Genomic DNA, 13340 nt, shown 5'->3' on the forward strand with positions numbered 1-13340 from the left:
GCTTGTTGTCAGTCGCCGGCGGGATGCCGGTGCCCCTAGCGATCATCGCTGGCGGCGGCGGCTTCGGCGGCACTGTCGCGCTATTGCTGGCCCTAGCGCAATTCCTCGGCGGAGATCAAACTCGATGACCTTCCTGGATCCCACATCAGGCAGAGCTTGGCCTGACAGTGAGCCGCTGACACGAGCGGAGCACACGTCGCCGATCGTCCACCCTCCGACCCACCTCGCTGTCAGCCGGAACCACGTGGTCGATTCTCAGCGGAGCCGGCAGGAGAAGCTCTTCACCGTCCGGAAGCCTTAAGGCACCTCGGGCCTACGCCGTCCGGGCAGTGGTCAACGGGGCCGCAAGATCGCGGAACGGGTCGGCCGAAGGAGAAGGGGTAAAGTTGCCCGACCCTTGCGCTACCTGGAGGACACCGCCGGCATGTCCCGACCCGCCCTCGTCTCTCTTCCCGACCCGGCCCTGGGGGCGGATGATGTGCCGCTCAGTGACTCGTTAGTCGCCGAACTCGGCAAGCAGGGTTGGCGGGTCGGCGACGACCCGCTGCGGTTGCGCTGGTTGCGGCTCGCGGCGTGTCACTCAACGTTCTTGTACGAAGTTGGCCGGGTGCCGATCTCACCCGCCGCGCTGGCGGTACTGGGCAAGGTGGGCTCCACCCATCTGGCGCTCGCGGTGGCCGACCTGGTCGTGGAGCGCACCCGTCCAGACAAGGTCAGCAAACAGAATCAGCTCATAGCGCACATGCCCGGACGCGTCGCCCGGCGTGTCGCCGACAACCTGACCGTCGTCGATTCAATGAACCTGGGCAAGGGTGAGGAGCCGAACCGGCGGAGTACGTCGCGCCTGGCTGAGGACGTCAACCACCAGGTCCTTGGTGTGGTGGTGCTCCTCGGCGGTTACGCCACCGTCAAGCGGCTGGTGGCAGAGGTCTACGAGCAGGCACTTCAGCAGGTGCTCATGGACGGCGTCAATTGGTGGGCTGAACTGACTCGCTCCGTCCCGGTTCAGCAGCTCAGTGTCCAGGACCATCCAACGGGCCCGGATCATCAGCGGACCTTCATCTGGGAGATCGTTGACGACCGGGGACGGCGGGGTCGCGGTGAGTCCGCGAAGCGAGCCGGCGCGAAGGATCTGGCAGTCCAGGACTACCTACGCAACGCTGGCCTCTACCGTGAGGTCGTTACGCGCCTCGGCGGACGCTCGGTCTCGCGGCTCACGGAGGCGCCCCTTCACTACCCACCGGGGCAGGGCCCACCAAACCGCACAGTCGCCGAACTCGCTACCACGCTCCAGATCACTCAGGATCGCCGGGCTTATTTGCAGCAAGCTCTCACCCACAAGTCATGGGCTTACGAGAACCAGTCGTTGGTCCGCCAGGCCAGACAGAACGACTACGAACTACTGGCCAACCACGGGTCGTACGCCATCAGGGCGGTGTCGGCGGCGGAGTTCACCCGCGACCTGCTCTCCCGCACGCTCAAACCCGAAGCCGAGGAGGCGGCGATCCATTCGCTGCCAGAGCGCTGTTACGTCGACATGTTCGACAGGCTCGTGCCGGAATCGGCCGTGCTCCGCGGTCAGGGTGAGGCCGACTGCAAGCCCCGCATGAAGGCTGATGTCTTCCAAGCGATCGTCTCGGTCGCGTGGCAGTTCGGCGAAGCCGGCCTGCCGGCGACGCTGCGAGGCTGGATACTTCGGGAGACCCTTGCGCAGGGGCTCGACGAGTTGAGCCGGCTGGAGCGCCTTTGTGCGACCTTCGGTGGCGAGGCATCCTCTACCTCTACCTCCGCCGGGCCTGCGCACGATTCCCGTTCCACGGCCACCCTTACCGTCCGTATCGGCGAGCTTGAACTCGTGCGGACCGGCCCTCCAACGCGGGGGAAGAAGGAGAGCACCCGACTGGCCGCAGAGCGGTTGTACCAACTCTTCACCCTGGGACCGGAATTCCGGGCCGCCGTCGGGACAACCGCAGAGCGGGAAGAGAGCATGCTGCTCCTGCAGTGCCTGGCTCGGCGTCTGCCGGTACTGCGCGGCCGCGATCTCCGGCGTTGTATCGAGGACGGGGTTCTAGGGCTGGGTCTGCTGGCCACCTCGGGTGACGAGCCCGACGACTTCCTCGCGTGGGCGGAGGAGGTTGACTCGCTGACCGGCCCGCTGGACGACGACCTCTTCGACCATCTGGTGACCGCCTACGGCAACGCTGTGAAGGCACGGCCGCGGCCGAAGCTGGAGCAGGCGTTGAGGGATCTGGCGACCTGGGTGCGGGCTATCGACCCGGAAGGCAGCGTCGTAGTTCGGAAGGCACCCCACTGGCACCTCCTTTTGGCGGTAGCCGGCGCATTACGGGCCGGCGCCGCCAGAGAACAGAAGGCGGTAGACGAGCTCGCCAACTCCTGGCCGGTCTCAGGCCCCGATTCGACGTCACTCCTCTTCGCCGTCGACGCCGCCGCCATCGGTGAATTGCTCCGGGAAATGCCTGCCCAGTCCGCCAAAACGGTCCGCTTCCGACGGCTTCCCGGCGGGGTCCGGGTTGAATGCACCAGCACGGCCACGGGCACGGCCGACCGCGTCCGCACCCTGATCGACCTGCTCGCGGAGATGGCGCCGGAGCTTGGAGTCTCCGCCGGAGCGGGCACGCAGACACTGAGCGCCCCCTACTCCCCCGACCCTGCCGACCGATCCTTCACGGCGGCCGGCCGGCTCGCATTTCACGGCCCCCAGGACCAGAACGGCTTCGAGATCTTGGCGAACGTGCTGCACCGGCTCAAGAACGAGTTGATCGGCATGGAAGACGTCGCGCAGAAGGCGGCGCTGGCCCGCGACCGGGTGACGCGCTTACACCGGCTCGCCGATGCCGCCCGGCACCACGAGGCCGCAGTCCGCCTGGCCGACCATCTGGACCACACCAACCGCGCGCTGGCGGATGCCGACGAAGAGGCGGTCCAGTTCGGCCGCTGGATCGATGAGTACTGCGCCGCCAAGGTCCTGGAAATCAAAGAGATGGAGAACATACGCCTGATCGCGCCCGCCGAGTCCGGCCATTGTGAGGTCACCCTCTCGCCGTCGCTGCTGCGGGGAGTTCTGGACAACCTCATCAAGAACGCTGTCGAGGCGATGCCGAACGGCGGCCGGATCATCGTCGACTGGTACACCGAGCCAGGCCATCTGTTCCTCGTCGTGCACGACGACGGCCCTGGGCTGTCCGACGAGATTCGCGAGAGGTTCTGGCGGGACGAGACTGTGACGAGCACCAAGGTGCATGGCTCGGGCATGGGGTTGTGGCTGGTACGCATGGACCTACGCCGGCTGGGCGCAACGATCTCCGATGACCCCGGGGCGGACGGCCAGCGCTGGATCATCGACCTGCCATGCGAGGACGTGACAGATTCCGACGCGCCCGACCGCAAGCCCACCCCGACCCCAGTGCCACTGGTGGGGGCGGGTCCCCGACGCAAAGTCCGGGTGTTGCTCGTGGACGACCAAGAGAACGTCGCCCGTACGATGGCCGGACACCTCGAGCCGATTGCCGCCCAGATCGAGATCGCTCACGACGGCGAGAGCGCACTGACCAGGCTTGGTACCGGACATTACGACGTCGTGATTTCCGACCTACAGATGCCGCCCGATACCTGGGGTGGGTTATGGCTGCTAAGGCGCATCCGGGAGGAGGGTCACCGGGTGCCGGTGGTAGTGCTTTCCGGCGAGGGAGGCTTTGACCAGGCGAGAGTGGCTATCAACGCGGGCGCCGTCAAGTACGTGACCAAGGCGGACGCCGCCGAGGAACTGGTCGTCATTGTCGAGGAGGTTCTGGCTGATCTAAGCCGGAAAAGCCGCCGTGATCTGCAGGATTTACCACTGCCGGTGGCGCTCGGTTTGCAGCGCTACGAGTCGGAGACGGTGGCCAACCTGCGACTACGCGCCGGCCATGCGGCCGTGGAAGACACCCTCCGGTTCATCGGCGCGGTCGGGCTCGGCGAGCTTCTAAACGACGACCCAGAGGCGCGGGTGCCTCGGCCGGTGCTGGCGCCACACATGATGCTGGGTAAGTGGGTTGATCTGCTGAAGGCGCTCGGCACGCGGCTAACGCAGGACTCGTATGCGGGACAGGTCATCCGCAGTCTCGACCTGGACGCGCTCGCCGTCGTGAAGACCGGCCGCAACGTGGTCAGCCACCGCTCTGAGCGCCCCAACAAAGAGGTGACCCGCATGCTCGACGAGGTCGACCCGCTGTTGGAGCAATTCGCCGCAGCCCTGCGTCACATCCCGGGCCGCACCGTGATGATCGCCGATGCCCTGCGACTCAATTCAAAACGATATGTGGTTTCCACGTTCCGGATGACCGGCACTGGTCCGGTTCTGCCAAGTGCCAAGTTGACCAGCAGCACTTCCCCCGAGGAGAACTCGGTCGGCCTATACCGGGCTGGCGTGGACTCCTGGATCCCGATCGGCCCGTGGATGACGGCCCGACCCGGCAAGGGCCGGGGCGAGTGGCAGGTCTCGGTCATCGACGGTGTCACCCCGGGGTCCCGGGGCCGGCCTACGAAGCTGGCCTACCAACCCTTCGGTGACGGCGAGAAATGGGAGACGGAAGCTGACGAGGACACCGACCAACTGATCCGTCGGTCGACGGCCCGATAGGGTACCCCGAATCGAAACCGAGCCCCCGACGGGAGCGCCGCGATCAGGACTGGCAGTCACGACCACACCAGACACCGCCCAAAGGAAGGGGTCAACCAGGCGGTCCGCCAACCATACGGCTGACAGCTGCCCGACGCCGGCTCGAACTCGACCGCCTCTCCAAACGCACCTGTCGACTACCGAAGTCATCATGCTCCGCAGGACTCACGGCCCATGCCGGTGACCAGGAATGGGTATGCGAAACCGAGGCCAGCTCGACGTCACCAGACAGCAACGCCGAGCAACATGAGATCGTCTGCACCATTATCCAACGGCGCTCCGGCTATCGGCTGCAGGCCCGCCCCGACCACACCGTCGGCATCGCGTCGGAGCCAGAGCCGCCCCACCGCGGCGTCGCCATCACGGCGGGCGAGGACGACACGGCCTTCGTACAGGTCGAGTTGCCCGGAGGTGACCGGCTCGAAGACCTCGCCGGGCGCCTCCGTCACCAGGAATCGGCGAGTCGCGCCAAGCGCGGGCCCGACGTCCGAGAGCGATACCCGCAGCGCTCCGACGGGCGCCTGGTCGTGCTTGCCGAGGAGACGGCTGAGCACGTCCGCGGCCACGCCGCGACGTAGCTGCTCGTGGTAGCGCTCGTTGCGGAACACCCGCAGGCAGCGGTAGCAGCTGGTCTCCGGGCCGCATTCACAGTCGCGGACCCGCTGCAGGGCCTGGTCGAGTACGTCCCGCAGTCGCTCAGCGATGCGCCGGACGTGGCCGGCTCCTCCGGGCACGGTGTCGTAGAGCATGATCACGCTGCGGCCAGCTTCGGTTCGGTAGACCGTCGCGTCGATGTCGTCGCGGGAGATCTCGAGCGCGCGCACTGCACCCTCGACTAGCGCGTACGCGACCGATCGCCAGGCGTTGTCCTCGACTCCGATCACGACCGCACCGTCGAAGCTCAGGTCGAGGACGTCCGTCTGATATTTGTGGGCCAGCGACAGGTTCTCCATGCGGCCACGGCACTCGCGGCCGCTGAGTGGACTCTGGTGGTCAACCCGACCGTCGATAGCCCGGTTGGCGAAGCCACAGGTCGCGCAGACGAGGAAGCCGCGTCCCATCGCGCCGTCGCTGATTGCCACCAGCTCGCCCCGGGCACCGGCCCGGATGGTGATCGCGCCTCCGGCGAGGTCCAACTTGTCCGCGTAGAGCTCGGCGCCGGGCGAAACGACGTGGGTTGCGCCGTGCCAGGCCCGTCGCGGCGCACTGGTGGGTCGCCGGCCGGTACCGCGTGCCGCGACGAACCCGAAGACGGGAATGGCGTACTGACGGGGTACGCCGACGAGGGCCGAGCCGCAGGCCGGGCACTCCTGGTCGAGGCGGTCGATCGAGTCGCGGTAGTGGCCGCATCCGTCGCACACCGCGTAGTAGCGTCGCTCAAGGTCGCGCCCGGGCAGCCGGTACAGGCCGGCCGACTGCCAGACCAATCCCCCGGCGACGACCTCCGCACCGGGTGCGTACTCGTAGATGGCCGACGAGAGGTCTCGGGAAAGCTCTAGTTGCTTGGCGATGGGGGCGTCCGCGAAGGCCAGCCGCAGCTCGACGGTGTCGACGGGAAATCCGTACTTTGGCAGGACGTTTCGGTTGGCGAGCAACCCGAGCAGTTCGCGGCGAGTGATCGTGTTCATCACGCGGCCGTACCGCGCGGCCTTGTCGTCCTGCCGGGCAGCGAAGGCCTCCTGCCGCTTCTGCTCGTACGTGTCGACATCCTGCTGCAGCTCGGCCCGGACCGACTCCAGCAGGTCAACCAGGTGCTCGACCCATTCTTCGGAGTCGACGCCGATGATGTCGCGCACCTCGGCCGGCAGCACTTGCCGCAGCGAGTCGGTGACCTGCGGCGGCACCGGTGTAAGGAAGTCGCGGACCAACGTGACCGGGGCGATCCCGTTGTCACCTGGCAGGAAGAACTCCCCTGCCGTACGCCAGATGGTGCCGTGAAACCGAAATTGCTGCCGGAAGAACGCAGCGAGCGCGACGGAGTGGGCATGCCGCCGATCGATGCGCACGTTGGTCAGGGGCACGTACGGCGCCCGGACCTCCCCGGCGATCATCCGGTCGGGCTCGGCGAAACGGGAGAGGTCATGCGAGCGGCGCTGGGCATAGGTGAGCACGAGCGCGGCTGAATCGGTTCGGCGGCCGGCCCGACCGGCTCGCTGGACGTAGTTCGCGGTGGTCGGAGGCATGTTGCGCAGCATGACGGCTTGCAGCTCACCGACGTCGACGCCGAGTTCGAACGTGGTGGAGCAGGAGAGAGCGTTGACTTCGCCGCGGACGAACTGCTGCTGGATTTCGGCGGCTCGTTCGCTGGTCCACTGGGCGGTGTGTTCGAGTACGCGTAGCGGCACCGGGTTCATGTCGCGGTAGACATTGCGGTAGTGGTCCGGGTCGATGTCCGCCGCAGGGGACGTCCAGGATTCGAGGTCACCGGTGCAGGCGATGGTGGGGCAGGTGGCGCGCACGTTGAACGGGGTGAGCTTGCGGCACCTGCTGCACTGCCACATGCTCAGGCCGCCGGCCGTAGGCGTGCAGGTGATCAGGGCGGAGTCGAGCTGGTGGACCTGTCCGATGCCGGGCTCGGTGCCGGCGATCAGCCACTCGGCCTGTGGCCCCTTGGTCAGCAGGCGCCACACACCCTCCAGCACCTGGATCGGGTCCGCCTGCCGGTCGAGCCGAGCCAGCACGCGGGTCACGAAGTCGGCCCGCCGGTTGGTCCCCCTGGTCGGCAGCCAGCTGAGCACCTTGCGGCGTGCGTCGGAGCCGGTGCCGCGTACGTAGATCGGGCCGAGCCGCGGCTGGAACGCCTCGTCGCGGGGGTCCACGCCGTCGAGGGCACCGACGGCGCCCTGGAGCCGAATCGATCGGATCAACTCGGCGAGCAACGCCCAGACCTCCTCGTCGCTGAGGCCGAGGGCGAGCAGCGGCTGGGGCGGTAGCCAGGCGGGGTCGCGGGACATGTCCCAGGCGATGAGTCCTCTGCCTTCCAGGGAGTTGCGTTCGTCGACGCCGACGGCCTCGATCTGTGCCCAGAGGGCGACTTGCCTCTCCCGGGCCTGTCGGCTCTGCTTCCGTTCGAAGATGCCGTACCGGTCGGCTACTCGGGAGGTGTGGTAAACGACGTCGGTGAGGCGGACCTCGTCGTCGGCGGCGGCAGCGGCGACGGCACCCTCGTGGAGCAGTCGCCGGCGCTGCACCCGTTCGTAGGAGTCTTCGAGGTACGGCGCGAAGTACGCCGCAGACTGCCGGCTGTCGCTGAACAGCAGCAGCTTGCGTCCGCCGCCTCGTAGGCCTCGCTGGATGGGGTCGGAGGCCACGGGCAGCTTCTGATAGAGGGCGGTCGCCAGGACCGAGGCGGAGGCTTCGTTGCCGCTGGCGAAGAGCCGGATCAGGCCGGCTCCGCGCCCGCCGCACGAGAGGCATGCCGTGAGCTCGTCGCTGCGCTGCCGTAGGAAACGTACGGCCCGCATGGCGCCGTCTGGGCAGCGCGGGCAGTTGGTCGCCTTACCGATCTGGAACACCCCGCACCGGGTGCACAGCGCGCCCAGTTCGCCGGCCGCTTGGGCAGCGCCGCTGAACATCTCCTCGTCCTCGTCGGTTGCCACTTCGTCGACCAGCGCCATCCACACCTGCTGCTCGTCGCGGGAGCGGCGGGACCGGAACACGGTGAAGGTGCCGACCCGCTCCAGCGTGCCCATGAGGTAGACGGTGCCGCAGCGGCGGCAGGTGCCGAATTCGAAGGCGGCGTCGCCGCACCGTCCGCAGCGCTCGTGCCGGGTCAGACTGACGTGCGGGCCGTTGGCTCCGAGGCAGGCGAAAGCTCCTTCCGTCGCGCGGGCGAAGAGGTGGTAGCGGGCGGAGAGCACCGGGGTGCCGTCCTTGTCGTGCACGCTGTTGGCCAGGGCGACCATCGACGCGGTCTCGGACGCGCCGCTACCGGGGAACAGTGCCTGGGCGACCTCGTGCAGCGGTATCGGCCCGTGGGCGAGTAGCGCCTTGAGCCGGCGAACGCGCTGCTCGTACGCCAGCGCCTCGGCGGGGTCGTCCCCGGTGTACCCGTGCTCGCGGGCGAGGGCCACGACGGCGCCAGCGGGTTCCGGCGCGTTGAGCAGCTTCTCGTACGCCGTGGCGGGCAGGGGTCCCCACTCGGGCCCGGGTGGCAGCTGGACCCTGTCGGCGGTGATGACGTCCTGCCTCGCGTCATCGGCGGGGTCGTACTCGAAGGGGACGGGGAAGAGGGAGGCAGCGAAGTCGACCACGGCGGACATGTCGCTACCGACGGTTGCGCTCGTCGCGATGCACTGCACCGGCCGGCCCGAATCCACCCGGTCGGCGAGTCGGCGCAGCAGCATCGCCAGTTCGGCCCCGCGAGCCCCGTCGTAGACGTGCGCCTCGTCGACGACAATGAACTGCCAGTGCCCGGCGTGCTCACCCTCGAAGAGGTCCATGTCCAAGGGCCGCAGCAGCAGGTATTCGAGCATGGCGTAGTTGGTCAGCAGGAGGTGCGGCGGTCGCTGCTGCATCTCCTCCCGGCTGAGCAGTTCGTTGGGCAGCGGCTGCTCGCCAGGGTTCTGCTGCTCGAAGACCTCCGCGGCCTCCCGGCGACTGCGGCGGGTCTCGCCCGTGTACCGGCCGAAGGTGATGTCCGGTGCCTCGGCCAGCAGGCCCCGCAGCCGCTTCATCTGATCGTTGGCCAGCGCGTTCATCGGGTACAGCAGCAGCGCCCGCACGCCGGGTCCGAGGGTGCCCGCCGCCCGTTCGGCCATCAGTCGGCTCAGGATGGGGATGAGGAAGCTCTCGGTCTTGCCGGATCCGGTGCCGGTGGCGACGACGATGTTGCGCCCTGCGGTTGCCTTCCGGATCGCCCGCTCCTGGTGTTGGTAGAGCGGACGGTCCATGGCCAGCCCGGCGCCCAGGCTGGCGATGCCGGGGTCGAGCACGCCCGCGTCGATGAGCTGACGGGGTGTGGCGCTGGTGACGTAGGGCGGGGTCGCCTCGAGCAGTGGTCCCTTGGTGATTTCCTGGTTGATCGCGTCGCCGATCGCAGTTTCGAGCGCGGTCGCGAGCCGGGGATCCTTCGGCTCCACGAGGGAACGTAGATAGCGCCGGTAGGTGGAGACGATCGCGTCGCTGGTGGCGAGGGGGTCGAGGATCATTCGGCTGCTCCGGCTCCGGTCAGGAGGAACTCCGCGAGGAGAAGGTCGATGGCGACGAGGCGGGGTGCGCTGCGGGCGAGGGTCGCGTGTAGGGGAAGGATTCGTGGCAGCAGCCCGGCCGGGGCCGCGTGCCCTCGGGCGGCCAGCCGCGCCACGAAGGCGAACGCCAGCGACAGCGCGGGGAGAGCGAGCCACCCTCGAGTCGGGTTGCGGGCCTGCAGCGCGGCCGCCGCCTGCGGCCCACCGCAATCGACCAAGGGCTTTTGCAGGGCGCGCAGTAGCCCCTCCGCGTTGCTGGAGAGCCGTCCCAGGCCGGGCCGCACCCGTACCTCGAACAGGTGGCGGGCCGCAACCATCCGTTCGTCGGCGTCGAGCAGGCCGCCGGGAACGACGCGCATCGCCCGCCACACCCGGTCGCGTTCCGCAGCCGGGAGCAACGCGAACACCTCGGCCGACTGGTCGAACCTGCCGACCGTCTCGTACGGATCGGGACCGCCGGCGAGCAGGTGCGTTGCCACCTCCCCGCACGCCGCGGCGATCTGTTCGCCCAGGTCGGCGTGCGATGCGATGTCAGGCAGCCGGTGGGCCGAGGCGAGCATTGCGGCCAGCGGGCTCGCCGTCCAGAGCCGCGCCTCGTCGGTCGCACTGACGTACCTGTCGGGAGGCAGGGCGATCAGACCGGAGTGCACCAGGGGCGCGACCACCTGGTCAGCCGAGGCGCGGTGTTTGGTGAGCGCGGCCAGCGCGGCGGCGGGATGCGGGCGCAGGAGCGCCGCGGCGCCCCGGATGTTGGCCGTGACACCTCGCGTACGGAGGTCGTCCGCGCGCGGGTAAATGTCGAACAGCAGCGGCGCGATGTCCGGTAGGTCGGGCAGGGCAGCTGCTCCGGCCAGGTACGCCGACACTGCCTCACCCGCCGGGTCCTGGCCGGTCGGCTGCCACTTCAGCTCGGCGAGGTCGAAGGCGTTGTCGCGGCCGGGCCACTCCGGCCAGTCCGACGGCAACCAGGGATCCTCGATGCGCAGCAGCGCCACGAGGGGCCCCGCCGTGGTGACCCGCGTGGGGAGCGGGTCGCTGACCAGGTCCTCGCTGAGGCGCGCGAGGTACGGCGGTTCCCACGGCGCGTACACCTGGTACAGCGCGGCCGTCAGCCCCTCGGCCCGCACGCCGTCGACCAGCACCAGCCGGTCGTCCTCGAGGTGCACCGCGCTGGCGAGGCGTCGAGGCACGCAGCGCGCTGCCGGGAAGTCCTGCCCGTCAAAGCGGACGTCGAGCTGGGCGAGCCCGTGGGCGCCGACCGTGTCGGCGATGGCCGCGAGCCCAAACCGGGCCATCGGCTGCCCGTAGGTGTCTCCGGACGGAACGGTTTGCAGCTCACGGCCCCCGGACCGGACGATCAGCCGTGCGTCCGCCGCCCGCGGCAGCCGCACCAGCAGTTCACCCTCGCCGATGGTCTCGGTGTCCAGGCGCAGTGGCTGCAGCGACCATTCGCCACGGCTGCCGGCTCCCAGCCGTTGGAGCGCCATGTGGGCGGGCGTGACCCGTACGGTGGTCGCGCCGCCCGGGCTGTGGAGCTGCAGTTCGACAGCGGTGTCGGCGGGGCCTAGGTGGGTCATTGGGGGCGTTACCGACAGGTCGGGCAGGGTGGCCTGGGCTCCTACGGTGGCCGGTTCCAGCCCGTCCGCCGTGATCTCTCGCCAGGCGGGGTGGGAGATGACGGACAGCCCTTCGGCGAACTCCAGCGTGCGGGCGAGGCCGCGGCCGAGCGGACCTCGAACGGTGATCTCGTAGGCGCCGACCAATGGGCGGGCAAGGTCCCGCCACGGGTCGACCGTCGTGTCGTGGTTGGAAGAGAGGCTCTCGGTGTGCAGGAGCTGACCGGAGCCGGGTCGACGGATCCGGATCGACCAGTCGGTGCTCACGCCGGGCTCGGTCGGCAGGGTCAGCCGTGGGGCCGTCGCGATGACTGGTCCGCCGGCGAGGCTGCTCACTCCGGGCAATGGCTGAGCGAGTTGCAGTTGGGCGCGGCGGGCACCCTTGACCCGGCGCGGTACTCCGCCGCCAAGCCGCAGCTGCGACACCTGACGAAGGTCGGCGCGACGCAGCGTCCAGCCGAGCCAGCCATACGGGGCCGGCACGTCGTACGTGTCGACCAAGTCGCCATCCACCTGCAGCTCGAGCGGCCCACCGCCGTCGCTCTCTTGCGGGTACAGCAACCAGACCGGCTCGGGCGGAAGGCCGGTGGTTGCCGGCACCCGTCGGCCGTCCTCGGTGAAGACCAACAGGGGATCCCGCGGGTCAACAACGTCCAGCTCGTACTCCTGGTCGTAGCCGGCCAACTCGACAGTCACCTGACGTGCGGGGCGTGCGATGGCTACCACCGTTGCGGGTGCCGTCTCGCTGGTGCCAGGCCAGCGGGACTGGCTGACGACCGATTCGACCTCGCCGTCGAAGCGCAACTGCCACATGACGCGACCGTCCGGTGCGTCATGGACCGGCGGCAGCCACACCATCAGGCCTCGGCCGAACGGCTCCAACTCCAGGTGAGGTCGCTGCGGCGCCGCCTGCGCGGCCGACCCGCCGCGCTCCGAGCTGCCTGTCCAGTCGAGCTGCTCCGCCTCCGCGAGCGCCTGAGCTCTTTCGATCACGTGTGGGGAGAGTCCGAGTCCGTCGGCGGTGAACCCCGGCTGCCGCAGCCGTTCCAACAGGTCGAGGCAGCGGTCGACAAGGTCCGCGGCGTAGTCCTCGCCGCGTTGGATGAACCGCTGCACCGGCTTGTCGGTCCCGTTCAGGCGCGACTCCCGGCCGGGCGCGAGCGCCCAGGCGAGAAAGCTCTCGCCAGTGAGTCCGGGCTCGCGGGCCTGGCGGTGCAGGAGGAGATTCAAAAGGTCACCGAGGCAGTACGCGGGGACCCCGGCATGCATGAGGATCTCACCGACGTAGACCTGCGGCAGACCAGGGAACCGGGCCAGCCGGAAGTGGTCGAGGTTCAGGCGGAAGGCCCTCCCCCAGAACGTTTGGTCGATCTGGCCCGGCGCCTCGTTGTGGACGGCGCTCCAGTAGTCGCCGTGCTCGTACCCGACGGCACCGAGCCCGGCCAGTCCGACGACCAAGCACGCGGGGTAATGACGGGTGAGCAGCCGCTGTCGGTCGAGGGGGGCACTGAGCCAAAAGACTCGTCCCAGGGCGCGGATGGCCTCTTTGGCGTGGTCCTCCGGTGCATCAATCTCGGCGACCAGCGACACCGCGCGCAGGGCTGGCGCCCACTCGTCTTCCCGGAGCCGAAGTATCTCGGATGCGTGTGACACGGTCTCCCTCTTGTGGATTGGGGTGGTCAGCGCGGTAGGGCGACTATGCAAGCAAGCCAAGGCGTCTTCAAGACCAAACCAGCGCCTCAGCGTCCGCCCTGCCCGATCGGTCACTGAGGTGGAACCGGTCGGCGGCACCGGTGGACAGGTCAGATAGGACGCCGCCCCACTCAGGGGAGTGAGAAGTGGCGGCGTTGACTTCGC

3 protein-coding genes are annotated in these 13340 nt (G+C 68.8%); 1 reads left to right on the plus strand and 2 read right to left on the minus strand.

Going from position 1 to position 13340, the window contains the following annotated elements; all coding sequences use genetic code 11:
* Positions 1-397: 397 nt before the first annotated feature.
* Positions 398-4639, plus strand: coding sequence for an ATP-binding response regulator (locus F4558_RS14680; protein ID WP_167944710.1), 4242 nt, complete (start codon positions 398-400; stop codon positions 4637-4639).
* 260 nt (positions 4640-4899) lie between these two features.
* Here F4558_RS14680 and F4558_RS14685 read toward each other — a convergent pair whose 3' ends face one another.
* The gene (locus F4558_RS14685; RefSeq protein WP_167944711.1) at positions 4900-9828 is read right to left on the minus strand and encodes a DEAD/DEAH box helicase; all 4929 of its coding nucleotides are present in this window, start codon (positions 9826-9828) and stop codon (positions 4900-4902) included.
* A complete protein-coding gene (locus tag F4558_RS14690; protein WP_167944712.1) occupies positions 9825-12941 on the minus strand; it encodes a hypothetical protein in 3117 nt (1038 codons plus the stop codon). The genes F4558_RS14685 and F4558_RS14690 overlap by 4 nt, the downstream gene beginning before the upstream one ends.
* Between the last annotated feature and the right edge of the window lie 399 nt (positions 12942-13340).

The sequence above is a fragment of the Micromonospora profundi genome (assembly GCF_011927785.1).
Taxonomy (GTDB): domain Bacteria; phylum Actinomycetota; class Actinomycetes; order Mycobacteriales; family Micromonosporaceae; genus Micromonospora; species Micromonospora profundi.